This window comes from Paraburkholderia sp. Ac-20336 (assembly GCF_017105025.1).
In the GTDB taxonomy this organism is placed as follows: domain Bacteria; phylum Pseudomonadota; class Gammaproteobacteria; order Burkholderiales; family Burkholderiaceae; genus Paraburkholderia.
Genome location: NZ_JAAGPS010000031.1, coordinates 21,338 through 44,884, shown reverse-complemented (window position 1 = coordinate 44,884; position 23,547 = coordinate 21,338). Strand labels below are relative to the sequence as shown.

Sequence of the window (23,547 nt, the reverse complement as noted above, 5' to 3'; positions counted from 1 at the left end):
CATATCCTCAACACGAGATGTCACTCTCCATGGGCATCATTCATCGCTTCCTGATCCGCTCGACTCCGAACTACGCCTCGACGCACAATGCCATATCGAGCGAGGTCGCGGCCTGCGTAACTGTCAGACCGAGTGCGGACAGGACATCCTCGCGCAACGTGGCACTGGGATGCGGTGAATTGAACACGCGGCTCATGAAAACAACTTCTGGTGGTCAACCAGCACGGCACGTTCATGCCGTCGGGACCGGCCGCATCGTCGAGTTGCCGCAACTGGCGGGCGAGCCGCGTGGTGTGGTATGTCTGGAGCCAGCGTTGTTGCCCGGCCCGAAGAAGTCGAGCAGGCCTTTGTGAAGGAGCGATTTGATAATCGCTTATTGCATTATTTCGGACCGTAACGTCACACTGCACAAGCGCCGTGACAGGCTTCCCGACGGGGGACGACATCACTCCGTGGAGAGGCGGTCCGCATGCGTTCGCACGGCGGCGGCCGTCGCGATCGGCAAGACCAGGAATTCGTATTCCGATATTTCACGGATCGACCGCTATAGCGGCAAATCAAGCCTCACGATCTGCGGCTCGTTGTCCTTGCGCATGGTGTACGGATGCGAAGAATTTCGCCATCTGGGGCGCGCCAGTCAAACCTGAGCGCCCCCCCTCACGCGGATACCGCACATCGGGCTCTTCGAGTCGCGTTCGCGTCATCTGGTCGACGACGTCATGGGGATAGCCGGGATGCGCCGGCGTATCGACTTCCTCTATCGCTGCAAAAATCGCCTCGTCCCCGGTTAGGGAACAGAGCGCACTCTCGTGTTTATCGAACACGACTCCCTTGGCGAGGATCAGCGCCGAAACAGCCCCCGCGCTGCATCGCTCCGATCACAGGAGCGATGCATGCGCGGCCCCCTCCGATCAGAACGCGTGGCGAATCCCGACCATTCCGACGAACTGCGAAGGCCCTGACGACGGCGTACTGCTCTGCGAATCGCCCACCACCGCCACCGTATCCGCGATCGTTACGCCCGAACCCGACGCGATCAGCGACTTGCCGTGCGCATGCTGATAGGCCTCGAGCGCGTAGAGCGTGGTCCGCTTCGACAGATTGTAGGTTTGCTCCAGCGAAATCTGATGGTATTGAGCCGGGTCTTCGATACCGTTGGCCTTGCTGGCGCGCGTATAGCTGTAGCCGATGGCCGCAAACAGGGCCGGCGTAATCTGATAGGTCGCAATCGTGCCATAGGTGTTGAATACGGCCTCGTTCACGAACAGCGAATGTGCGTTCGGCGTGTAGCGCACGTTCGAGTAATTCAGACCGAGCACCAGATTGTTGAGGCTATAGCGCGCCGCGGCGGCCACCATCTGCGTCGTGTTGGCGGTCGCATAGCCGTTGTTGACCGGCGAGCTATTCGCGAAGCTGCCGAGCGCCTGGCTCGTCGCGATGTTCCTGAGATTGACGTAACCCACGGCCGCCGACAGTGCCTGATAGTCGTAGCGCAACGCCGCGCTGAAATGGCTGCCGTTGGTCACGCTGCCCGGCGTACCGCCTAGCCCGTACTGCGCGCCGAACGTCAGTCCGGCGATATTCGGCGAAGCGTAGTTGATCGAATTGTTCAGGCGCAGCGTGGTATCGAGCGCATCCAGATCGCCTGGGTGCGCGCCCGTTGCACCTGTCAGCACGTTCGTCGGGCCGAGTGCACCGACCAGCGTGAAGTAAGGCGTGTATTGGCGACCGAGCGTCAGCGTGCCGTACCGGTCATTGCTCAAACCGACATAGGCCTGACGGTTGAAAATATATCCCGCACTGCTCTGCGCCCCGGTCGCGGAGTTGAAGCCGCTCTCCAGGCGAAATACCGTTTTGGTGCCGCCGCCAATATCCTCCGCCCCCATCAAGCCGAACTTACTGGCCCCCAGTTCGCCCTGGCCCATGTAAAAATTCGCCTTGCCGTGCTGGTTGCTGGAGTAGGCCAATGCATTATCGATCGTGCCGTACAACGTGACGCTGCTTTGTGCCAGGGCGCCGGCCGACAGAAAGGCGCCCGCCAGCGGCAGACAGTTCAAAACCAGAGCGCGCGTGCGCTTGATCGTTTTCATGGTAAAGGGTCCCCAAAAGAAATTTGAATTGCGAGTAAGGCAAGGTTTGTTGTTAGGGTTACTTATAGATTTTCGACTGCCACGCCGCCATCCACAATGTCGCCGCAATGGATGCCCATCGCGCCGGCGATGCGCGCATACATCTTCGCGTTGGTCGCCGGCTTGATCGACAACACGGAATGGGCGCAGCCGGCGATCTGCCCGCCGCGTCCATCGGGTCGTAGCCGGGGCACGTTCATGAACACGGGCCCGTTGGCCGTCACGGGAGCGGGCGGCAATAAGCCGTCCGCGCCTGGATTGCGATAAGCGTTACCGGAAATTCAGGCCCGCTTCGCCGCCGGCGTCCGATCATTCAAGAACCAATACATGATCGCGACGGCCGCCAGATCGATCAGCCCCAGGAAGATCAGAATGGGTTTGTAGCCGCTGACGCCGACAATCGCGCCCATCACCAGCGAGAAAATCGTGCCGCCGATCCACGCGACGCTGCCTCTAAACCCGTTGACCGTGGCAACCTTGTTCGGCTCGAATTCCTCGATCACCAGATTCGTGAACATCAGGGACTTGATCATGTGCCCCATCCCGCTAATGGAAATCAGGGCAATCGCCGCCGTCGCACTGCTTACATAAGGTACGGCCATCATCGGGATCATCAGCAGCGCCCCGATGAGCGCGGTCGCGACACAGCTATTGACGACCGTCAGATCGAATCGGTCTTTGAAAAACGCTTTCAGATAGCCGGTGCTGATACTGCCCAGATCCGACATCAGGAACGGCAGCCAGGTAAACATGGCAATCTGCTTCAGCGGCATGCCGCGCTCGTTGGCGAAATAGAGCGGGACCCAGAAAATCAGGAACTGCCAGCCCGGTTCCGAGAGGCCCGCGGGAATTGCAATGCCATAGAATTTCCGCTGCTTGACGGTTTCCTTGAATGCACTCCACAGCGAACGCCGTTGATACGAGGTAATCGGATCCTGGTCCGATACGATGTATTCGAGTTCGGCCGGGGAAATCAGCTTGCTCTTGGCCGGCGGGCTATACAGCCGCCACCATGCCAGGGCCCAGACGATCCCGACGACGCCGGGAACCGCGAACGCCGCACGCCAGCCCCAGAGCACGCCGATCCCGCCGATAACCGGAGCGGCCAGCAGCGCGCCGACCGAGAAGCCCATACTGACCCATCCCAAAGCGACGCCGCGGCGCCTCTTCGGAAACCACTCGCCGACGATTTTCGGCTGTGCGGGCAATGCCACCGCTTCGGTCGCACCCATGAAAAAACGCAAGAAGGCGAGGCTCATCCAGTTCGATGCGCCCGCATGCAGCAAGCACGCCATCGACCAGATGAAAGCGAACAGCGCCACGCCGACTTTCAGCCCGATGGCATCGACCAGCCAGCCGCAGATCGGCTGAAACACCGTGTAGCCCACCTGAAACGCGGCCACGACCCACGAGTATTCCTTGGTCGTGATGTGCATGTGCGTCTGCAATTCGGACGCCAATACGCCCAGCGAATTGCGGCTCACATAGTTGAGCGTGACCCCGATCAGCCAGAGCAGGGAAATTGCCCAGCGCACGTTGCCAATCTTTATTTTTCCCTTCACATGGGCAGGATTGCTTTCCTGCCCATCACTGCGCAAGGCGCTTTCTTCAGAAATAGACATGTCTCCTCCAGGGCCTGGCCCGTACTCCCACGCTCGATTGAATTCACCCGTAAACAATCAACCCTGCAGATCAGTAATCCTGATATTTGTTGCTGGCTTCATGAAATCGAAAGGCTCTCAAGGAGACGCCGGGGTGATTGCGAATCAATGGAAAACCCGACCGGGACCTTCCTTGCGGAAGTCCCGGCCAAGCGCGTTATTCGTTACCGAAGCCGAAGCGACGCGATGCGGGAACCCAATCGCTGTACCTCGGATGATCCGCAGCGATCGGCAGTTGAATGGCGTTGCCGGTTTCCGCCGAGTGGTAAATCGCCGTAATCAGCTCAAGCGACTGGCGTGCGTCGCTCAACGTAACCGGCGTCTCCGCCCCATTGACGAGCGTGTCGTAAATCAGCTCGAACTGGCCCGCGAACGAGCTATGCCGCGGTACGAAATCTTGCAGCGCTGCTTCGATGGCTGCATCGATCTCGGCGCTCTTGCCCTTGAAATGCCACGGATCGTCGCCGGGACGGTAAGGATGCGTGCTGCGGCTTTCGACGGTCAGGTCGGAGAACATGAAGCGAATTCGCGAGAGTTCCTCGGCAGCACCGAGCGTGACGGCCAGAGTCGCGACCGAACCGTTCTTCATGCGTACGGAAATCGCTGCGCAGTCCTCGGCTTCGACCTTGTTCACGCGCGTCGCGAGATTCGCATAGAGGCTTTTGATCGGCCCGTTCACATAGGTCAGGATGTCGTGCGCGTGAATGGCGTGCGTCAGGCAGCAGCCGCCCAACTCGGTGGCCCATTTACCGCGCCATTCGACCGCGTAATAGTCCGCGTCCCGGCGCCATGAGGTTTCGACGGTCGTCAGAAAAGGCGTGTGGGCAAACCCTTTCGCCTGCAAATGCTTCAGCTTCTGCAAGCCGTGACCGAAGCGATATTGGAAGATCGGAAACAGTACGCCCTTGGCCTGCGCTTGCGCGGCGGCGATGGCATCCGCATCGGCCAGCGAGCCGACCAGCGGTTTTTCGCAAATCGCATGCAGTCCAGCCGCGAGCGTCTGTTCGATCAGTTCGCGATGGATATGCGGCGGCGTGCAGATGTCGATGATGTCGACCTTGTCGCCGCTCAGCAGCGATGCGAAGTCGGTCGTGACGTGCGGCACGCCGAATTTTGCAGCAGCCTCGCGCGCTTTGGCTTCATCGAGATCGCAGACAGCCACGACGTCGAACAACTCGGGGACTTCGGCATAACCTTGCAGATGCGCCTTGCCGATGCCCAGTCCCACTACCGCCACTCTCAGTTTCTTGCTCATGCTTTTGCTCCAATTCGAACGGCCATGGCTTCGGCCTTCAATGCCAATTCTGTTGCGAGGAAACAGTGTTTCTGACTCATGGCGGTTTCCGTGCGGTTCAGCACGTCGTCGATAAGACGCGAGCCATACGTCAGTTGCTCCTGCGAGCAGTCGATATGCTGGGTGCCCCGTTTGTCGACGAGGAACAGGTGATCGCGGCCAGGACGGCCCGCGATGTCGATGTACTTGCGCACTTCGATATAACCTTCCGTGCCGAGCACCGTCAGACGGCCGTCGCCCCACACGCCGAGACCTTCCGGCGTGAACCAGTCCACGCGGACGTAGCCCGTGCCGCCATTGCCGCGAACCATCAGTTCGCCGAAATCTTCGAGTTCGGGCGTGGCCGGATTCGCGATGTTGCCGATATGCGAAGCGACGATTTCCGCTTCGGTGGAGCCGGTGAAATACAGGAACTGGTCACACTGGTGAGCGGCAATGTCACAGAGAATGCCGCCATAACGCTGACGCTGGAAAAACCAGTCCGGACGCGGCTTGCTTGCTGCTTCGCGATTGCCGCTCAGGCGGTGCGGGCCGAGGCCGACGGTTTGAATGACCTTGCCGATCGCGCCGGCGGCCACGAGTTCGCAGGCTTTCTGCGTTGCCTTGCTCTCGAAACGCTCGGAGTAGCAGACGGAGAAGATACGTCCGGTTTCCGCTTGCGCGGCTTTGACGCGATCCAGTTGTTCGAGCGTGATGACACCGGGCTTATCGACCATCACGTCCTTGCCGTGACGCATGATCTCGATAGCCATATCCGCGCGAACATCCGGGATGGTGGCGCTCACGACCAGCTGAATGGTCGGGTCTTCGAGAATCTCGCGTTTGTCGGCAACCCGTTTCACTTGCGGGAATGCCTTGATGTATTCCTCGACGAGATCGTCTTCTTCCGCATAGACGCTCACGAGTTCGGCGCCGGCGTCGAGTACGAGCCTGGTTTGACCGTAGATATGGTTATGATTGAGACCGATCGCGGCAAAGCGGATTGTTTCTTTTCGTATGTTCATTGCTCTCTTTCCTGTTTAAGATGTGAGGCGTATTCCAGAGGAGCACGCCTCCAATTCGTTAATGACAAAAAAACCAAGCGTTACGATTCGCGACATCGCGGCGCAAGCGAACGTCTCCGTCTCGACCGTGTCGCTGGTCGTGCGGGAAAGTCCTCTTGTCGCGCCGGAAACCCGCAAGCGAGTCCTCGCGACGATGGCCGAATTGGGCTACGTTCATAACCGCGGCGCGGCGGCCATGCGCTCGCGTAAAAGCGGCGTGATCGCGATGTCGGTCAACGATCTCGCCAATCCCTACTTTGCCGGGCTGACCTCCTCGGTCGAACACGCGCTGCAGAAAATCGACCGGACCGTGCTGCTGACCGACGTGCGCGAAGATCCGCAACTGCAGGCACGCTTCATCGAGAAAATGCGCGGCTACAACGTCGATGGCCTGATCCTGTGCCCGGCGCATACGACCGACGTCACGCGGTTGCTGGAGCAATTGCGCAGCGCGCCGTTTCCGTGCGTACTCGTCTCGCGCGACCTGGCCGGCAGCGGCCTCGACTACGTCGGCTACGATCACCGCCGCGGTATGGCACTCGCCGTTCGACATCTGATCGAGCTGGGTCACGAGCGCATCGCGCTGCTCGGCGGGTCCCATCACACGTGGGTGGGCCATGAACGGCTGTCGGGTTATCGGGAGGCACTGCGCGCGGCGGGATTGCATCACGATGCCTCTCTCGAAGTCGAGGGGGAATTGACACGCGCATCGGGCATGAGCCTGCTGGATCGCGTGCTCGATATGAAGACTCCGCCAACGGCGGCGGCATGCGCGAACGATATCGTTGCGTTCGGCGTCATGCTCGGCTTGCGTCGCCGCGGGCTCGAACCCGGCATCGACTTTTCGGTGACGGGAAACGACGACCTGCCCGAAGCCGAACTCTGGACGCCCTCGCTCACCACGTTGTCGATCGACTTCGACGAGATCGGTCGCCAGGCGGCAACGCTTCTGCTACAACGCATCGAAAATCCCGCATCGGAGGTCCGGCATGTCAGCTTGCCCGTGCAGCTCGGCGTGCGGAATTCCACGCGCGCGCCAAAATCGCATGCGTAAGCACCCCGCTGGAGGCTGACGGCAATGGCGTCTGATCGCACTGTATTCATTCCGATAACGAGTGTCCGGTCAATTTATAACGTTCTAATTCGCGAAGTGAACAAACGGCTCATCTACCAGGAGCCGCTACGGTTCGTTTTCAACATTCGAATTAGAACGTTCTAATATACGTAGGATATCCGACAACAGGCTCGTCTCCAAATTAGTGTTTACCAGACTATCGACGACCGGTTGGCACATAATTGTCGCGTCACTGTCATATTTTGGTGAACATAGTCAGTCGTCGTACAACATGGGTGCCATGCCCACCTATGATGGGAGCGGACACCTTCCCGCCTCGCCGCCCAACCAGCCCGGGTATTGCATCGGCAATGCCACCCACGCGGCGGCGCGTTTGCCGAAGTCGTCCTCTAGCGCTTTGAGCGATTCGTCCAGTGCCTGTGCCAGAAAGGTACGGCCTGGAAATACGCTGACAAGTCCACACCCTGTTGGACATAATGATCGCCGCTGACTGGACACAACGGTAGCCCGTTTCGCTCACGACGACCATGCGCACCGACCACTCTTCCGATTTCTCGCAACCCGTCTGCGTCTGGACCACCATCCGCAGCGATGCTCCAAACGACCCGCGCACGGCCACGGTCGAGATCAGCGGATGGATGATTCCGCTCGACCCCGCACAGTCATCAGTCGACTATTTCCTGCTTGCGGAACAAGAGCCGTGTTGCGGTGCGTGCGTGCCGCGCGATCCTTTCAACTGCATTGAAGTCATCACGCGTGAGCCCATCGCGCTCGAAGGCGGAGCCGTCCACTTGCGCGGACGTCTGATACGGCTGGTCGACGATCCGGCCGGCTGGCGCTATCGACTCGAATCCGCCGAACGGGTTCAGGATGCAGGCGGCTCATCCCTGCCCGCATCCGGCTTGCGCCGCCGGGCGTTTCTCGCCTCGGGAGCCGCGCTGGGTCTCGCGGCATGCGCGCCCGGACGTTTCGCGCAATACACCGATACGCACGACGAAGCGCCCCCCAGCAACAGCGAACGCCCACCCTGGCAAGCTTCCGCAGGTATCCTGACTATCGACATGCATAGCCACGCGGGTCATGTCATCGTCTCGCGCAATCCCGCCATCGGTGCGCGTCGGCCACTGACGCCCGTCAGCGCGCCGATGCGTGCGGGCGGCATGAACGTGATCTGTCTCGCCATCGTTACGGATACCGTCGTCACGCGCGTATCCGCCGACCGCAAGCGCTTCGAAGCCTGGCGCACACCCGAGCCGGGCGAGCTTTATCGGCTCAGCCAGATCGAGTTCGAAAGAGCGGGAAATCTGGTGGAGCGCGAGCAACTGGAAATCGTCACCGGTGTGGACATGCTCGCTGCGGCCAATAGACAGGGGCCGCGCGTCATCATCGCAGCCGAAGGCGCGGACTTTCTCGAAGGCCGGCTCGAACGCATCGACGAGGCCTATGCATCGCACCGATTACGGCATCTTCAGTTGACGCACTACCGTGTCAACGAGCTCGGCGACATCCAGACGGAAGCGCCGGTTCACGGCGGGCTGAGCGATTTCGGCGCCGACGTCGTGCGCCGCTGCAACACGCTTGGAGTCGTCGTGGATGTCGCGCACGGCACCTATGATCTCGTGAAGCGCGCGGCGTCCGTCACGACGAAGCCACTGGTGCTCTCGCACACGGCGCTCGCGGGACACCCTGGCCCGCGCAGCCGCCTGATCACGGCGGATCACGCACGCGCCGTGGCGCAAACGGGCGGTGTGATCGGCGTATGGCCCAGCTCGGGGACATTTCACGATCTCGATGCCATGGCGCACGGGTTCAGACGCATGGCGGACATCGTAGGCGTCGAACACGTGGGCCTCGGCACGGACATGTACGGGTTCATCTCACCGCCCGTATTTCGCAGCTACGAGCAGTTGCCGGCGCTGGGCGCAGCGCTGCTCGCGGCCGGCTTCTCGCAGCAGGAAACCGAACAGATGCTCGGCGGCAATTATCGGCGCGTATTCGAGGCGTCGTTAGCCTGACCTGCCCATTTGCCATTTGCCCATCGGCTCGCCAGAACATCCTCTGGCATGGCCCGCGAAGAAATGCCGTGCGCCCACAATCCCGCGAGCCAACCGCTCGGCGCCTATGCGGACAACAGCCGGCGCACGCGCGGCACGACCTCTTCCGCGAAACCGCGCATGTCCGCTTCAAAGGGCTGAAACTGAAGCATGAAAAGTTCGATGCCCGCCCGGTGAAACGCCGCAACGCGCTGCGCGACGGTGTCGTAATCGCCGACGAGTCCCGCTGCCGTGCCGCCGTTCGAACCGACCCGCGCCGAGCGGGCAAAGGTCTGATGCATCACGGTATGGGGATCGGTGTTGGCCTTCTGCCGCTCGCGCAATGGCTTGTCGAGTTCGGCCAGCGCGAACAGATGTTGCAGATGATCGTCGGCCTGCGCCTGTGTCTCGCGCGCGATGACAAAAGCCGACAGACCGAAGCGCAGCGGCGCGTGCCCGGCCGGACGCGCACGCGCGGACACGTCGGCGATCAGGCCCGCGACGTCGTCGTGCGGCTGGCCGTTGATGAACCACACATCGCCATGCGCCGCGACCAACTCGCGCGCCGGTTCCGATTCGCCGCCGACATAGATCAGCGGACGGGCGCGATACGGATCGGCCGGAAGCAGCCGGTAGTCGTCGATGCGGAAATTGTCGCCGCGATGGTTCACGCTCTCGCCGAGCAGGAGCCGCTCGACCACCGAAATCCATTCGCGGCCATACGCGTAGCGTTCGTCATGCTCCGCGAAACCGATCCCGGCGCGTTGCAGTTCCGGGCGATTCCATGCATTCACGAGATTGATCGCGAAACGCCCGCCGCTGATGTGCTCGATCTGCTGCGCCATCTTCGCGAGCACGACCGGATGATAGAGATACGGCTTGATCGCGGCGATGATCTCGATGCGCGAGGTGAGCGCCGCCAATGCGGCGCAAGCCGTCCATGCTTCCAGTTGATCGAGCGACGGGTCGTGCGGATTGACCGTATGCTGCGCAACGAGCACGGAGTCGTAGCCGAGACGCTCGGCTTCAAGCACGAGGGCCCGGTTTCTGGCCCAGGAAGCGTCGTAGGGTTCCGCGGGGTCCTGAAGCGCGGCGCGGCTGCCGTGCACGAGCGCCCAGACACCGAAGCGTGGAAATTTAGCTGACATTGACTTGAGACACGGAAAGACGGTTTGAAGGGGTAGTCATCCTAATCTTGTCCGCGTACTCGCCGATCTATTTTCTATCGATATGGAATGCACCGAATGACGGTAGAAGCTTATGCCTCAATAGACGCCTATTCTTTTCGAACCGCAAGCGAACGCGGCATTGGCGCGAAAGCGTGAGAAACGACCATTTCGCGGAAAGAAAGCCACTACAACGGAAAAATACGCGACACGACGCCTATCCATTCTGCGATCGCACGCACTCCGCCGGCAAAGCCAATCGCATCGGCGCATATCCATAGCTGCAATGCTTGCTTGTCCTGAGGAATGAGCTCGACAAGAATAAGCGCTCCATCACAACGCCACTATTCATCGCAATCACGGAATCGGCATGGCTGATATCACAACCTCTTCTTCACACAGCCCTGTCCCGTGGTCCCGGGCTGGCTCATGGCTTTCGGCAAACCGCTTTTATCACGGGCTCTCGTGGGCTATCCCGCTACTGATCGTGGTGCTCTGGGAAGTCGCCGCGCGTGCGGGATGGATCGCGGCACAGGTGCTGCCGGCGCCGAGCAGCGTCGCGGCGACCGCGTGGAATCTTGCCCGCAGCGGCGACCTGTTCGTTCATCTCGGCGTCTCGCTGCTGCGCGCCATGACTGGCTTCCTGGCAGGCGGCACGATCGGCCTCGCGCTCGGCGTGCTGTCCGGCTTTTCCCGGCTCGCGCAGGCACTCGTCGACCGTCCGCTCCAGATGGTGCGCGCAATTCCCTTTCTCGCGATGCTGCCGCTCGTTATCGTATGGTTCGGCGTGGGCGAAGTCGCGAAGATTTTTCTCGTCGCGCTCGCCGTGCTGTTCCCCATCTATGTGAACACGATGCTCGGCATTCGCCAGATCGATCCCAAACTGATGGAACTCGCCAAGGTGATCGGCATGAACTGGCCCGCGGTTGTGCGCCGGATCATTTTGCCCGGCGCGATGCCGTCGATCCTCACGGGCATTCGCTATGCACTCGCGCATGCGTGGCTTGCCCTCGTGATCGCCGAAACGCTCGCGACGACCCGAGGCATCGGCTTTCTCGCGATGGACGCGCGCGAATTCCTGCAAACCAACGTCATTCTTCTGACCATCATGATTTACGCGATTATCGGCGTCGCTGCGGACGCCCTCGTTCGTTCGCTCGAAGCGCGCTTCCTCTCGTGGCACGCGAACTACGCCAACGGAGGCAAGCCATGAGCGCCGCCCTCGCACTATCGCGTCACGCGACGGACGAACCTGGCGGAGCAAGCGAAGCCGCCGTGCTGCCTTCGGCCGTATCGGTGCGCGGCCTGCAGCGCCGGTATGGCGCGCGCGTCGTCATCGACGCGCTCGACCTCGATATCCGTCAAGGCGAATTCGTCGCACTGCTCGGCGAAAGCGGCTGCGGCAAGACCACGCTACTGCGCGCGCTGGCGGGTCTCGACAGACTCGATGCCGGACTGATTCGCGCCCCCGAGCGGCCATCCGTCGTGTTTCAGGAGCATCGCCTGTTGCCATGGGCCACCTTATGGGAAAACGTCGCGCTCGGCCACGAGTCCCGCATTGGCCGCACAGGCGCGGCGCATGCGCTGGCCGAAGTCGGACTGGCGGGCCGCGAGGACGACTGGCCGCGCAATCTCTCCGGCGGTCAGGCGCAGCGTGTCGCCCTGGCGCGCGCGCTCGTGCGCGACCCCGCGCTGCTGTTGCTGGACGAACCGTTTGCCGCACTCGACGCGCTCACGCGCATCAAGATGCACGGGCTCGTCAAGGAACTGGTCGCGCGCCATGCACCGGGCGTGCTGATCGTGACTCATGACGTCGACGAAGCACTCACGCTCGCGGACCGGCTTCTCGTCATGCGTGCCGGGCGCATCGCCGCGTCGTTCCGCCCGCAGGATCACACGCCGCGAGCATTGCGGCTCAGGCTGCTCGAAGAACTGGGCGTTCAATCCCACTGAACCGCTCGCTCTCCACACAAGGAACCACCACGAATGAACGATGCTTCACTGACTCGCCGCCAGCTTCTGCGCGCGGCGGGCGGACTGCTGGCCGGCGCCGCCGCCGCGAACTTCCTTCCCGCCCGCGGTGCCGAACCGCGCAAGCTCACGCGCAATACCGACACGGTTCGCATCGGCTGGGGCTACGGCAGCCTGCCCGACATCGCGAGGCAGCGCGGCGTGTTCGAGAAAACGCTCGGCGCAAAGGGAATCAAGGTCGAATGGATCGGGCCGTTCCCGAACCATGCGCCGTCGATCCAGGCCGTGGTCGGCGGCAGCGCGGACTTCGGCTTCTGGGGCTCGACGACGCCCGCGTTCGCCGCGATGCTGGCGGGCTCGCCCATCGTCTTCACCGCCTTCGACGTGTATTCGCCGCGCTCGACCGCCATCATCGTCAAGAAGTCGAGCGGCATCCACTCGGTTGCCGATCTCGCCGGCCGCAAGGTTGCGGTGAATCGCTCGGGGCTCGGCGAATTCCTGCTGATTGCGGCGCTGGAGAAGCATCATGTCGATCGCAGCAAGGTCGAGTTCGTCTATCTGAATCCGCCCGATGCCGCGCCCGCATTCGCGCAAGGCAAAGTCGACGCGTGGTCGATGTGGTCGCCCGCCGTGGATATCGCGCGCTATTCGAACGACGCCCGCGACATCTTCAGCGAAGGGCGCGACCTCGACTTCCTCGTCGACTACAGCTCGCTCGTCACACGCCGTCAGTTCGCCGAAGAAAATTCCGCACTCGTGCGCGCCGTACTCGACGCGTATTACGTGGAAGGCGCGTGGCAGTCGGCTCACCCGGGCGAATCGGAATCGCTCGCGCAAAACGAGGCCAAATATCCGGATCAGGTGCGCGACTATCTCGCGAGCCTGAAGCGCGTGAACCAGTTTCACGAGCCCGACGACGCGGCCTTCATGGCGCAACTGCAACGGGCCGCCGACTGGCTCGCCCAGCGCAGGATCATCAACGCGCCGATCAAGGTCGCCGATTACAGCGTCAAGATATGAGCCGCCGCGCCGGCAACGGCGCGAAGAAACGCGGTGCGCAGCCGGCTGCGCGACCGCGCCAATGCTCAACGGGCGTCAGTCGATATAACGCAAGCCCAGCTTTTCCAGCGGCTCGCGCATCTTGTACATGTCGAGCCCGAGTACGCCCGAGGCGAGCGTCGCGCGCTTCTGCGCTTCGTTCGCCTCTCTCGCCTGGGCGTTGTCGAGCGTTTTCTCCGCCATCGCTTGCGGCACCACGACCACACCGTCCTGATCCGCCACCACGACATCGCCAGGTACGACGAGTGCGCCCGCGCAGACCACCGGGATATTGACCGAACCCAAGGTCGCCTTGATCGTGCCTTTCGCCGAAATCGCCTTGCTCCACACGGGGAAGTTCATCTCGGCGAGCACGCTGACGTCGCGTACGCCCGCGTCGATAATCAAGCCGCGCGCGCCACGCGCCTTGAAGCTGGTGGCCAGCAAGTCGCCGAAGTAGCCGTCCGTGCAATCGGCGGTCAGCGCGGCCACGACCATGTCGCCGGGCTGGATCTGCTCGGCTGCGACGTGCAGCATCCAGTTGTCGCCGGGATGCAGCAGCACGGTGACGGCCGTGCCGGCCGCCGTCGCGCCCGCATAGATCGGGCGCATATAAGGCTTGAGCAGGCCCACGCGGCCCATGGCCTCATGCACGGTTGCCGAACCGAGCGCGCCGAGTTTTTCGGCCACGCCGGCATCCGCGCGCTCGATGTTGCGATAAACCACTCCGAGTTCATACATGATTACAGCCCCTTCGATTTGAGCAATACATCGAGGCGCGGATAAACACGCCGTGCATTTCCTTCATAGATCTTCTGGCGTTCCTGCGCATCGACATGCGCCGCTTCGATATAACGCTTCGTATCGTCGAAATAGTGGCCCGTCTCCGGATCGATGCCGCGCACCGCGCCGATCATCTCGCTCGCGAACAGGATGTTGTCGACGGGAATCACGCGCGTCAGCAGATCGATACCGGGTTGGTGATAGACGCAGGTGTCGAAGAAAATATTGTTGAGCAGATGGTCCTTCAACACAGGCTTTTTCAACTCCTGCGCGAGACCGCGAAAGCGTCCCCAGTGGTACGGCACTGCACCGCCGCCGTGCGGAATCACGAAGCGCAGCGTGGGGAAGTCGCGGAACAGGTCCGAGGTCAGGCATTGCATGAAGGCGGTCGTATCCGCATTCAGATAATGCGCGCCGGTCGTGTGGAAGCACGCATTGCAGCTCGTGCTCACGTGAACCATGGCGGGAATATCGTACTCCACCATCTTCTCGTAGATCGGGTACCAGTAGCGATCCGACAGCGGCGGACTGGTCCAGTGACCGCCCGACGGATCGGGATTCAGATTGATCGCGACATTGCCGTATTGCTCGACACATTTGACGAGTTCAGGAATGCAGGTGGCCGTATCCACGCCCGGACTTTGCGGCAGCATCGCGGCCGGCACGAAATGCCCGGGGAACAACTGGCTCACGCGATAGCACAGTTCGTTGCAGATCGCGGCCCATGTTGCCGAGATGGCGGCATCGCCAATGTGATGCGCCATGAAGCTCGCGCGCGGACTGAAGATCGTCAGATCAAGGCCGCGCGCGAGCATGAGCCTCAACTGATTGTTCTCGATCGACTCGCGCAGTTCGTCGTCGCTGATCTGCAACTCCGATACCTTGGGCATCGCCGACGGATTCGCAATGCCTGCGATCTGGCGGTTGCGCCACGTCTCCAATGCTTTCGGCGCGGTCGTATAGTGGCCGTGGATATCGATAATCATGCCTGGCTCTCCCTGGAAATTCAGCGCGCGATACCGCCAACGCGCGTTTGCCTGTCGGTTTGAACGGTTAGAACAGCACGTCGAGACCCACGGTGACGGCGGTCTGACTCGACGCGCCGGCCGGGTTCAACGTGCTGACCACGGCGTGTTTGTACGACGTGTAATCGAGTTCGCTGTACAGCGTAGTGCGCTTGGACAGCAGATAAGCGAGCGACACCACCGAGATGCCGCGGCGGCTCGCCTTGTCGGTGGAAACGGTGGTCTGATAGTAGCCGCCGGTGAAGACCAGGTCCGGCTTGATGCTCCAGGCAAGGCCGCCGAACGCGTTGTTCGTCACCTGGTGCGCCGCGTTGGGGTTCTGCTGGTCTTCCGACATGAAGCCGCCCGACACACGCACCGGGCCGATCTGGTAAGCGGCGCCGGCCATGTAATAGCTGTCGCTGACGTAGGTCGTGCCGCTCAGAATGTTGCGATGCCCGTACACGCCGCCGATGCTGGCCGGCCCCATGCCATAGCTCAGGCCGACCGAGCGCGTCGCCCCGCTGCTGAAATCGCCCGCCACGCCGCCGAACGAGTTGTCCGCTTCGAACAGCAGCGGCCCGAGGTCGTTCTTGTACTTGATGGCGTTGTTGTTGCGCGTGCCGTCCGACGCGGTGGTCAACGGCAGGATCGGCGTGAAGTGAAAGCCGAATGGATCGTAAATGCTGATGATGTCGTGCGAGATCGTGTACTGGCGCCCGAGATCGATCGACCCGTATTTCGTGTGCCCAATGCCGACATACGCTTGCCGGTTGAACAGCACACCGTTGGTGTTGTCCAGCTGGCCGTTGCCGAGATTGAATCCGCTCTCCAGCCGGAAGTGCGCGTTCCAGCCGCCACCGAGGTCTTCCCGGCCCAGAAAGCCGAGTTTGTTCGAACTGTAGTAGCCGTTGGAATTCATCGTCACCACCGAGCCGCCACCGACGGCCGCATTGTTCTGGTAACGCACGCCGCCATCTACCGTGCCGTATATCTGGACACTGGTTTGCGCATGCGCGGACATCGTGCCCGCCGCCAGCGACAACCCTGCTCCAATCGTTCTCCAAATCTTTATTTTCATGATATGTCTCTAATCCGATGTATTTATCTGGATTGAATGAAGAGAAAAAACCTCTCATCCGATTCGTATAACTCGTTACGCGAAGTGATCCGTTGCATTCTTTTCGGGTGCGTCGAACCCGCTGAACCGGCTCGGCGGCTCAGCTGGTGTGACAGGCAAGTGCTTCAGGTGATTTAAGTGCTTTTAACTGCCGGCCTGGCCGCCGCTCGGGTGGCTCGTGTGGCTCAGGTGGCCGGACGCAATCGCATCCGGCCGGAAGCCCGCCGCCAGTTCGCGGCTCAGCGCAACGCGGTCGAGCGCCTTTTCCCAGTTCGCCACGACAATGGTTGCGACGCTGTTGCCGATGATGTTGGTAAACACGAATCCGCTCGACATGGCTCGGTGAATACCGAGCACGAGAGCGATGGATTCGACCGGAATCGTGTTCGACGCGGTCAGCGTAGCCGCCAGCACGGCGATGGCCGCGCCGGACACCCCTGCCGCGCCTTTCGACGTGAGCAGCAGCACCGCGAGCAGGACCAGCTGATCGTGCCAGTTCATCGGCGTGTTGGTGGCCTGGGCGAGAAAGACCGCCGCCGCGGCGAAGTACAGGCAGGTGCCGTCGTGATTGAACGTATAGGCCGTCGGCAAAACCAGACCGACCACGGACTTCTCGCATCCGAGCCGTTCGAGCTTGTCGATCAGTTGCGGAAATACCGTCTCCGAAGAACTCGTGCCGATCACGAGCAGCAACTCCGCGCCGATATAGCGCATCAAACGCAGCAGACTGAAGCCGTTGACCCTCGCGATCGGCCAGAGAATCAGCAGAATGAACAGCGCGCAGGTCAGATAGAACTCGAGCACGAGCTTGCCGAGCGAGATCAGCGTGCCGAACCCGAACTTGCTGACCGTGAAGGAGATCGCGCCGAATGCGGCGAGCGGCGCGATTTTCATCGTGAGCCCGATGATCCAGAAGAGCGAACCCGACACCGCTTCGATCAGGTCCATGGCCGGCTGTGCGCGCTCGCCGATCGCGGCGAGTCCGAATGCGAATAGCACCGAGAAGAACAGCACCTGCAACACGTCGCCGCCGGCGAACGCGCTGATTGCCGTGTGCGGAATCACATTGAGCAGGAATTCGCTCGTCGTGACGAAGTGATGCGCCTTGGCGACATACGTATCGACGGCGGCGGAATGCACGCTGTGCATGTCCACGTTCATGCCGACACCGGGCTTGAGCAGGTTCACGACCACGAGACCGAGTACCAGCGCGATCGACGTCACCACTTCGAAATAGAAGAGCGCCTTGATCGCGACGCGGCCGACTTTCTTGAAATCGCTCACGCCCGCAATGCCGCTGCACACCGTACAGAAGATGATCGGGCCGATCAGCATCTGGATGATGCGGATAAAGGCATCGCCGAGAGGTTGCAGGTTGATGCCGAACTTCGGAAAGAAGTAACCCGTGGCGATGCCTAACGCCATGCCGGCCAATACCTGGAAGGACAGATCGAGGTAGAACGGACGGCGTTCCCTGGGTTTCGCGGCGGCGGATTTGCCGGGCAAGCTCATGGTGTCTCCTTGACGGACTGCGGCGAATTCGGATTCGCTCAGGATGCGTGAAGCGGACGTGCGTTGCGCTAACGCGCGGCGTCGCCCAGAATGCCGAGGCTGTCGGCGAAGATTTCCTCGACGCTCAGCTTGCGCGGCAGCAATTGCTGTTGCTCGCAGAAGGCCAGGGTTTCTTCGAGCGGCCCGCGTAGTGCGTCATAGCCGAACAGCAGCTTGTCGGGCTGGCCCGTGCTCTGCCCGGCAGCCGCGGCCTTGCCGCGTTTGAGCAGGTCGTACACCGCGCGCACGGCTTGCGGATTCGCATCGGCCAGCGCCTGTGTCACCACAACGACATGATTGATCGGCACGTAACGATGCAGCGCGTACCACTCACGGTCGGCGGCCGCGGCATTCTCGATCAGCGGCTTGAATTCCGGCTCGCCCGGCAGATCGTTGCCGAGGATCGCGGCATCGATCTCGCCCTCACGCAGCATCGACAGCAATTGCTTGCCGGCCTCGGCACGGCGCACGAAAGCGGGTTCGACATACTCTTCCAGATGCGCGCCTTCGATCGTCACCCACTCGATCTCGTCGAGTGGCACGCCGTAGGTTTCCCCGAGAATCGCGCGCACCCACACGCCGGTGGTCTGCGAGTAGGCCCGCACGCCGATCCGCTTGCCCGCGAGATGGCTCAGGTCGGGCTTGGCGCGCCCCGCGTTGTAGATGATGCAGCCTTGCTGGAAGCGCGCGGCCACGACCGCGGGCAAGAGCACGAGCGGCTTGCCGTAGGCTTTCGCCTGAAGATACGTGACGATGGCCAGTTCGCTGACGTCGAACGCCTGGCGGCGCGCCATCGGCGCGAACGCGCGATGGATCGGCTCGATCTCCTCGAACAGCAGTTCGACCGCCGGGTCCGTCAGCTCGCCCGCTTTCAGCGCTCGCGTATGCGGATAGGTTTTCAGTGCGGCCTTCAGGCGCAGAGGTTGCGTTGCAGTACTCACGTTCGGGTCTCCCGGTTGCATTCGAAGTCGACGTTTCAGGCGGCGAGCGCCGGATAGATCGCGCGCGCGGTGCCGGAGAAGATCGCGGCTTGCGCGTCGGCCGGCAGCATCGCAAGACTCTCGCGAGCGTCGGCGAGCAGTTGCGGCAGCGCGCCTTCGGCCGCCGGGAAATTCGAGCCCCACGCAATGCGATGCGCGCCGAACGCTTCGAGCACGCGCGGGAAAAACGCCGCGGGCGTCGACGCGCCTCGGCCGGCTTCGGCGATCGTGCGATTCGTGAGCTTCAGATACACGCCCTGATGCGGCGCGAGGCTGAAAAGCGGCGCGGCTGCTTCGTACGGCGGGCCGCCGGCCAGTTCGGGACGCGCGAGGTGATCGAGCAGAACGCGGATGTCCGGAAAGCGCGCGAGCATGTTCAGCAGCGCGGGAATGCCCTGTGCGGTCATCTGCAGACAAATCGACACGTTGTGGCGCTGCGCGTATTCCCAGACCGGAAACGAGCGCTCGTCGTCGAGCCAGCCCGCCTGCCCCGGCATCGTGCTGCCGGTCGTGAACAGACGCAGGCCCGAGAGGCCCGCGTCGAGCCAGCGCTGCATCTGGGAGACGGCGTCGTCCGCCAGCACGTCGATCGAGAACACCCCCGCGAAGCGATCCGGATGGCTGCGCACCGCCTCGACCACATAACTATTGTCGTTGCCATACACCGTCGACGCCTGCACCACGACCGCCCGGTCGATGCCCGCTTCGTCCAGCGACGCGAGCAGCCCTTCGAAGCTGACCGGGCGCTTCGCCGACCACTCCGACTGGTGGCCGCCGACCGGGGCGATCGGATAGCGTTGTTTATCGGGGGAAATTGCATGAGTATGCGTGTCGATGACGATTGACATGAAGGCGCTCCTGACGGGAAATGTTCTGCTGGAATGGGTGTTAATGTAAGCTCGATAGCGTTGAATGCCTCAATATGAAGTGAGGCCCAGCTCATAAATTCTGGTTAATCTAAGGGTTTTTTCGGGGCCATCTGGAGGGCCAATGAAAGCGTCAGGAGAAACGTCATCGGATGAAGATCAAGCGCGCCTGCGGCGCCTTTTCCTGTTCGATGCGGTGTGCGAGGCCGGTGGCATCGGGCAGGCGGCGATCCGCGCGGGGCGCACGCAGCCGGCGGTCAGCGTCGCGATCAGCAAGCTCGAAGCGGGCTTTGGCGGCCCGCTGTTCGAACGCGGCTTCGGCGGCAGCGAATTGACCGGCGAAGGCCTCATCCTGCAGCGGCGCGTGCGCCGCATGCTCGATCAGATCGAGCGTGCCGTCATGGGCCTGACGGGCCAGGCGACGGCCGCGCACGCGGCGAAGATCTGCCGCCGCCTCACCGACGCGCAGGTGCGCTGCCACATCGCGATCGCCGACGCGGGCTCCGCGGCCGAGGCCGCGCTGTCATTGGGCATTTCGCAGCCCGCTGTGCATCGGGCCGCGCGGCAAATCGAACAGAACGTCGGCGTGTCGCTATACCGGCGCCGCGTGCATAGCGTGTCGGCGAACGCTGCCGGCATCGAGTTCGCGCGCTGTTTGAGCCTCGCGCTTCATGAGATCGCGCAGGCGGGCGAGGACCTCGCGTACGCTCGCGGGCAGCTCACCGGCAAGGTGGCGATCGGCGTCCTGCCGCTGCTGCCGCCACGCCTCGTCGCGCGCGTCATTCAGCGCTTGCGCGAGGGCTATCCTGCCGCACGCGTCACGGTGGAAGAAGGCTCGCATGCGCATCTGCTGCGCAAATTGCGTAGCGGCGCGCTCGACATCATCATCGGCGGCTTGCGCGGGGCGCGTCTTGCCGGGGCCGCGCAGGAAACGGAGCTGTTTGCCGACCCTTACGTGGCGGCCGTGCGCAAGGGGCATCGGCTGGCAAGGCGCAAGCGCATCGCCCTGCTCGATCTCGCCGGCCACGACTGGGTCATGCCCGAGCACAACGTGCCGCGCCGCGCGGTGATCGATTCGATTTTCGAGCAGTTGCCGGTCAAGCCGCCGCTGGTGCTCGAAACCAGTTCTCTTGCGATGATGCTGGCGATGCTGATGGAAAGCGATTGCATCACGTTGTTGTCGCGCGCGCAGATTCGCGACGCCTATCCGGGGCGCGAACTGGTCGCGCTGGAACTGGCCTTGCCCGAAGCGCGCCGCGCGGTCGGCTATACGGTGCGCAGCGACTGGCTCGGCACGGCGGTCCAGCAGGCCTTCGTCGAGCTTCTGCGCTCGGAGAGCGCGTTAGAATCCGCTCACGAACGATGAAACGCGCACCTGTGCGTCAATTGCACGGCCAGGGCGCGCCCTGCTTCGAGCAAACGGTAGCTCAGGCCTGCTCGTTCACGAGGCCGCCGGTTTTCCCGGAGCCGAGCATCAATTGGGACAGCGCGGCCGTCGCCTGCTCGATGGCCGACGAAATCGACGCGACCTGACCGCGCAGCGCGCTGGCCACGCTCTGATCCCCGGGTGACGACAGCTTCGTCAGTTGGGATTGAAGATGCGCCAGTTCCTGCTGAAGGCGCCGGATTTCCGCCTTCAGCGCGCGCATGGCCGGAGACTCGGATGAAGATGACGAAGAGGCGAAACCCGATGTTCCCGCTCCCGCGCTATGGCTCGCGGGATTCGAATTCGCCGCGCCGTTGCTCGCGGCCGGCGGCTTCCCGCTATCGGCGCTAGTGCCCGGGTTCTGCGCTGGCGAAACGGAAGCGGCCGAAGTGCTGCCGATATTGCCGACTGGCGTAAGCGTCATTGGTAAACTTCCCATAGTTGTTTCGATAGCTGTATGTCGGCAAGATGAAAAAAGTTCTTGAGGCCAATCACGCATACTCACGGCCGGGTGTTCCGGCTTCGCCGATGAGTTCCGGGTACATACGGCGAACTATTGGCAGGAAGCCGCTTTTCAGAGGACATCATGAACGATCCCCTTCACGCGCTCTCATGGGACGACCTGCGCATCGTCAAGGCAATCGGCGATAGCGGCGGCCTCGTCGCCGCGGCCGCCGTGCTCGACATGAATCACTCCACGGTCAGCCGCCGGCTCGCGGCCGTCGAGCGCGTGCTGCAAGCCGTGCTGTTCGACCGGCGCCGCAACGGCTATGTGCCGACCGGCGCGGGCGCCGAGCTGATCGCGCTGGCCGGGCGCATCGAAACCGACATCCACGCCGTGACCCGGCGCGTGTCGGGTCATGCGCACAGCTATACGGGCAACCTGCGCATCACGACGAGCGACGCGCTGCTGCTCGACTTTCTCACGCCGATCATCGCGGACTTCCAGCGCCGCAACGCGGGCCTGCGCATTGAAACCCTCGTCGGCAACAAGTCGCTCAATCTCGCGCGCGGCGAATCCGACATCGCGTTTCGCGCCACCGTGGCACCGCCCGAGAACCTGTTCGGCCGCAAGCTCGCCACCATCGCATGGGCCATTTATGGGCGCAGGGCCGACTACGTCGGCGTATCGCCGTCGAGAGAAGTACTCTATCAGCGCCGCTGGGTATCGTACGGCAAGAACCTCGCCGGTCTCATGGCGTTCGACTTCGTCAACGCACACGTACCGGCGGAAAACATTCTCCATCGCAGCGATTCCGTCGTCGGCGTCACCTCGGCGATCGCGGCCGGCATCGGCATCGGCCTGCTGCCCTGCATGCACGGCGACCTGCTCGGCGGACTCGTGCGCATCGGTCCTGTCGAGCCGCGAGTCTACGACGAATTGTGGGTGCTGACGCATCCCGACATCCGCAAGTCGGGCCGGGTTCATGCGTTCATGAAGCATTGCGCGGAAGCGATTACGCAGCATCGCAACTTCATCGAAGGCAGAGAACCGCGCATGCGTCACTCGATGGAACTCGATCGATAGTTCAATGCGAACGTCCGCAGTTTTACACATGCCATTCCGCAAAACTGCACCCCCCTATGCGGACTCGCTCACTTAGAATCCTCCGCATGCCGATGACTTGCGGTTGTCCTCCAGCCCCCCTGTCAACCGTCTCTCGCAGGCCATCGGCTGAATTCCAGCCAACCCATTCACTCCACGAGGACCGAGTAATGAGCATCCAAGCCATCGCCAAACCCGCTGCTTCCCTTCTGAGCCCCAACGACCACGCGCTGGTCCTGATCGATCACCAGGCGCAGATGGCATTCAACACGAAGTCGATCGACATCACCAATCTGCGCGCTAACGCAGCCATTCTTGCTCACACCGGCAAGGGCTTCAACGTGCCGACGATCATCTCGACGATCTCGAAGGACAGCTTCGCTGGCCCGCTCTTCGACGAAATCACCGACGCGTTTCCGGATGCGGAAGTCACCGACCGCACGACGTCCAATGCATGGGAAGACGAGAACTTCATCGCCCGTATCAATGCAACCGGCAAGAACCGCCTGGTCATCGCCGGCCTGTGGACGTCGGTTTGCTGCAACGGCCCCGTGATTTCCGCGCTCGAGCAAGGCTTCGAAGTCTATGTCGTCACCGATGCATGCGGCGACGGCTCGGTCGAAGCGCATGAACGCGCAGTCGCACGGATGATCCAGGCCGGCGCGCGTCCGATCACGGCACTCACCTATCTGCTCGAACTGCAACGCGACTGGGCACGTACCGAAACGTACGACGTGACGACCGGCATCGCCATGAAGTTCGGCGGCGCATTCGGCGTGGGTATCGAGTACGCGAAGGCGATGCTCGGCGCGCACTGATCCCGCCAACGTCAAGCTTGATTTCCGCTTGATGACGGGGCCG

At 62.2% G+C, this 23,547-nt stretch carries 21 protein-coding genes and 1 pseudogene; 8 read left to right on the top strand and 14 right to left on the bottom strand.

The genetic code is table 11. From position 1 onward, the window contains the following. Nucleotides 1-97: 97 nt before the first annotated feature. The 6 genes and pseudogenes from GXB81_RS31420 to GXB81_RS12420 all read right to left on the bottom strand — a co-directional run. A pseudogene (locus tag GXB81_RS31420) lies at nt 98-196 on the bottom strand (addiction module antidote protein, HigA family); the annotation flags it as partial. A 715-nt stretch (nt 197-911) separates the two neighbouring features. Next, entirely contained in the window at nt 912-2,090 is a 1,179-nt protein-coding gene (locus GXB81_RS12440) for a porin (RefSeq protein ID WP_167041452.1), read from the bottom strand. 62 nt (nt 2,091-2,152) lie between these two features. Continuing rightward, nucleotides 2,153-2,329: a hypothetical protein gene (locus GXB81_RS12435; RefSeq protein ID WP_205989264.1), complete on the bottom strand. Its 177-nt coding sequence runs from the start codon at nt 2,327-2,329 to the stop codon at nt 2,153-2,155. 81 nt (nt 2,330-2,410) lie between these two features. Next, nucleotides 2,411-3,751: an MFS transporter gene (locus GXB81_RS12430; RefSeq protein WP_167041980.1), complete on the bottom strand. Its 1,341-nt coding sequence runs from the start codon at nt 3,749-3,751 to the stop codon at nt 2,411-2,413. A gap of 196 nt (nt 3,752-3,947) precedes the next feature. Then, entirely contained in the window at nt 3,948-5,045 is a 1,098-nt protein-coding gene (locus tag GXB81_RS12425; RefSeq protein ID WP_167283824.1) for a Gfo/Idh/MocA family oxidoreductase, read from the bottom strand. Next, on the bottom strand, nt 5,042-6,088 hold the full coding sequence (locus GXB81_RS12420; RefSeq protein WP_167041442.1) for a Gfo/Idh/MocA family oxidoreductase: 1,047 nt from the start codon (nt 6,086-6,088) through the stop codon (nt 5,042-5,044). The genes GXB81_RS12425 and GXB81_RS12420 overlap by 4 nt, the downstream gene beginning before the upstream one ends. A 61-nt stretch (nt 6,089-6,149) precedes the next feature. Between GXB81_RS12420 and GXB81_RS12415 the strand changes: the two genes are divergently transcribed. Beyond that, nucleotides 6,150-7,181, top strand: a complete 1,032-nt coding sequence (locus tag GXB81_RS12415; RefSeq protein ID WP_167041439.1) for a LacI family DNA-binding transcriptional regulator — start codon at nt 6,150-6,152, stop codon at nt 7,179-7,181. Between the two features lie 548 nt (nt 7,182-7,729). Next, on the top strand, nt 7,730-9,217 hold the full coding sequence (locus tag GXB81_RS12410; protein WP_241016327.1) for a membrane dipeptidase: 1,488 nt from the start codon (nt 7,730-7,732) through the stop codon (nt 9,215-9,217). Between the two features lie 104 nt (nt 9,218-9,321). Here the strand turns inward: GXB81_RS12410 and GXB81_RS12405 are convergent, their stop codons facing one another. Continuing rightward, nucleotides 9,322-10,383 carry an LLM class flavin-dependent oxidoreductase gene (locus tag GXB81_RS12405; protein ID WP_205989263.1) on the bottom strand — a complete coding sequence of 354 codons (1,062 nt, stop codon included), beginning with the start codon at nt 10,381-10,383 and terminating at the stop codon, nt 9,322-9,324. A 388-nt stretch (nt 10,384-10,771) separates the two neighbouring features. Here GXB81_RS12405 and GXB81_RS12400 point away from each other — a divergent pair, with 388 nt between their 5' ends. The 3 genes from GXB81_RS12400 to GXB81_RS12390 are packed head-to-tail and all read left to right on the top strand — an operon-like array spanning nt 10,772 to nt 13,392. Further along, entirely contained in the window at nt 10,772-11,614 is an 843-nt protein-coding gene (locus tag GXB81_RS12400; RefSeq protein ID WP_205989262.1) for an ABC transporter permease subunit, read from the top strand. Continuing rightward, nucleotides 11,611-12,354, top strand: a complete 744-nt coding sequence (locus tag GXB81_RS12395) for an ABC transporter ATP-binding protein (protein WP_205989261.1) — start codon at nt 11,611-11,613, stop codon at nt 12,352-12,354. The genes GXB81_RS12400 and GXB81_RS12395 overlap by 4 nt, the downstream gene beginning before the upstream one ends. 33 nt (nt 12,355-12,387) lie before the next feature. Further along, complete coding sequence (locus GXB81_RS12390) at nt 12,388-13,392, top strand: NrtA/SsuA/CpmA family ABC transporter substrate-binding protein (RefSeq protein ID WP_205989260.1); 1,005 nt, start codon at nt 12,388-12,390, stop codon at nt 13,390-13,392. A 75-nt stretch (nt 13,393-13,467) separates the two neighbouring features. On the opposite strand, the gene ligK is transcribed toward GXB81_RS12390, so the two are convergent. The 6 genes from ligK to GXB81_RS12360 form a co-directional block, all read right to left on the bottom strand. Beyond that, nucleotides 13,468-14,151, bottom strand: a complete 684-nt coding sequence (ligK, locus tag GXB81_RS12385; protein ID WP_205989259.1) for a 4-carboxy-4-hydroxy-2-oxoadipate aldolase/oxaloacetate decarboxylase — start codon at nt 14,149-14,151, stop codon at nt 13,468-13,470. Nucleotides 14,152-14,153: 2 nt separating this feature from the next. Next, nucleotides 14,154-15,179, bottom strand: a complete 1,026-nt coding sequence (locus GXB81_RS12380; protein ID WP_205989258.1) for an amidohydrolase family protein — start codon at nt 15,177-15,179, stop codon at nt 14,154-14,156. A 67-nt stretch (nt 15,180-15,246) separates the two neighbouring features. Further along, nucleotides 15,247-16,278 (bottom strand): porin, encoded by a 1,032-nt coding sequence (locus GXB81_RS12375; protein ID WP_205989257.1) that lies wholly within the window; start codon nt 16,276-16,278, stop codon nt 15,247-15,249. A gap of 183 nt (nt 16,279-16,461) precedes the next feature. Further along, the gene (dctA, locus tag GXB81_RS12370) at nt 16,462-17,829 is read right to left on the bottom strand and encodes a C4-dicarboxylate transporter DctA (protein WP_240158902.1); all 1,368 of its coding nucleotides are present in this window, start codon (nt 17,827-17,829) and stop codon (nt 16,462-16,464) included. A gap of 68 nt (nt 17,830-17,897) precedes the next feature. Further along, on the bottom strand, nt 17,898-18,809 hold the full coding sequence (locus tag GXB81_RS12365; RefSeq protein ID WP_205989256.1) for a hypothetical protein: 912 nt from the start codon (nt 18,807-18,809) through the stop codon (nt 17,898-17,900). Between the two features lie 35 nt (nt 18,810-18,844). Continuing rightward, the gene (locus GXB81_RS12360) at nt 18,845-19,696 is read right to left on the bottom strand and encodes an amidohydrolase family protein (RefSeq protein WP_167283812.1); all 852 of its coding nucleotides are present in this window, start codon (nt 19,694-19,696) and stop codon (nt 18,845-18,847) included. A gap of 142 nt (nt 19,697-19,838) precedes the next feature. On the opposite strand from GXB81_RS12360, the gene GXB81_RS12355 reads away from it, so the two are divergent. Then, a complete protein-coding gene (locus tag GXB81_RS12355; protein WP_205989255.1) occupies nt 19,839-21,080 on the top strand; it encodes a LysR substrate-binding domain-containing protein in 1,242 nt (413 codons plus the stop codon). A gap of 61 nt (nt 21,081-21,141) precedes the next feature. On the opposite strand, the gene GXB81_RS12350 is transcribed toward GXB81_RS12355, so the two are convergent. Beyond that, nucleotides 21,142-21,564 (bottom strand): hypothetical protein, encoded by a 423-nt coding sequence (locus GXB81_RS12350; protein WP_205989254.1) that lies wholly within the window; start codon nt 21,562-21,564, stop codon nt 21,142-21,144. A gap of 162 nt (nt 21,565-21,726) precedes the next feature. Here GXB81_RS12350 and GXB81_RS12345 point away from each other — a divergent pair, with 162 nt between their 5' ends. Next, nucleotides 21,727-22,668: a LysR family transcriptional regulator gene (locus GXB81_RS12345; protein ID WP_167041400.1), complete on the top strand. Its 942-nt coding sequence runs from the start codon at nt 21,727-21,729 to the stop codon at nt 22,666-22,668. Between the two features lie 188 nt (nt 22,669-22,856). Next, the gene (locus tag GXB81_RS12340; RefSeq protein WP_167041397.1) at nt 22,857-23,504 is read left to right on the top strand and encodes a hydrolase; all 648 of its coding nucleotides are present in this window, start codon (nt 22,857-22,859) and stop codon (nt 23,502-23,504) included. Nucleotides 23,505-23,547 lie beyond the last annotated feature (43 nt).

Coding starts and splice junctions, on each gene's coding strand:
- GXB81_RS12440 (WP_167041452.1), bottom strand. CDS start 2,090: ATGAAAACGATCAAGCGCACGCGCGCTCTGGTTTTGAACTGTCTGCCG.
- GXB81_RS12435 (WP_205989264.1), bottom strand. CDS start 2,329: ATGAACGTGCCCCGGCTACGACCCGATGGACGCGGCGGGCAGATCGCC.
- GXB81_RS12430 (WP_167041980.1), bottom strand. CDS start 3,751: ATGTCTATTTCTGAAGAAAGCGCCTTGCGCAGTGATGGGCAGGAAAGC.
- GXB81_RS12425 (WP_167283824.1), bottom strand. CDS start 5,045: ATGAGCAAGAAACTGAGAGTGGCGGTAGTGGGACTGGGCATCGGCAAG.
- GXB81_RS12420 (WP_167041442.1), bottom strand. CDS start 6,088: ATGAACATACGAAAAGAAACAATCCGCTTTGCCGCGATCGGTCTCAAT.
- GXB81_RS12415 (WP_167041439.1), top strand. CDS start 6,150: ATGACAAAAAAACCAAGCGTTACGATTCGCGACATCGCGGCGCAAGCG.
- GXB81_RS12410 (WP_241016327.1), top strand. CDS start 7,730: ATGCGCACCGACCACTCTTCCGATTTCTCGCAACCCGTCTGCGTCTGG.
- GXB81_RS12405 (WP_205989263.1), bottom strand. CDS start 10,383: ATGTCAGCTAAATTTCCACGCTTCGGTGTCTGGGCGCTCGTGCACGGC.
- GXB81_RS12400 (WP_205989262.1), top strand. CDS start 10,772: ATGGCTGATATCACAACCTCTTCTTCACACAGCCCTGTCCCGTGGTCC.
- GXB81_RS12395 (WP_205989261.1), top strand. CDS start 11,611: ATGAGCGCCGCCCTCGCACTATCGCGTCACGCGACGGACGAACCTGGC.
- GXB81_RS12390 (WP_205989260.1), top strand. CDS start 12,388: ATGAACGATGCTTCACTGACTCGCCGCCAGCTTCTGCGCGCGGCGGGC.
- ligK (WP_205989259.1), bottom strand. CDS start 14,151: ATGTATGAACTCGGAGTGGTTTATCGCAACATCGAGCGCGCGGATGCC.
- GXB81_RS12380 (WP_205989258.1), bottom strand. CDS start 15,179: ATGATTATCGATATCCACGGCCACTATACGACCGCGCCGAAAGCATTG.
- GXB81_RS12375 (WP_205989257.1), bottom strand. CDS start 16,278: ATGAAAATAAAGATTTGGAGAACGATTGGAGCAGGGTTGTCGCTGGCG.
- dctA (WP_240158902.1), bottom strand. CDS start 17,829: ATGAGCTTGCCCGGCAAATCCGCCGCCGCGAAACCCAGGGAACGCCGT.
- GXB81_RS12360 (WP_167283812.1), bottom strand. CDS start 19,696: ATGTCAATCGTCATCGACACGCATACTCATGCAATTTCCCCCGATAAA.
- GXB81_RS12355 (WP_205989255.1), top strand. CDS start 19,839: ATGAAAGCGTCAGGAGAAACGTCATCGGATGAAGATCAAGCGCGCCTG.
- GXB81_RS12350 (WP_205989254.1), bottom strand. CDS start 21,564: ATGACGCTTACGCCAGTCGGCAATATCGGCAGCACTTCGGCCGCTTCC.
- GXB81_RS12345 (WP_167041400.1), top strand. CDS start 21,727: ATGAACGATCCCCTTCACGCGCTCTCATGGGACGACCTGCGCATCGTC.
- GXB81_RS12340 (WP_167041397.1), top strand. CDS start 22,857: ATGAGCATCCAAGCCATCGCCAAACCCGCTGCTTCCCTTCTGAGCCCC.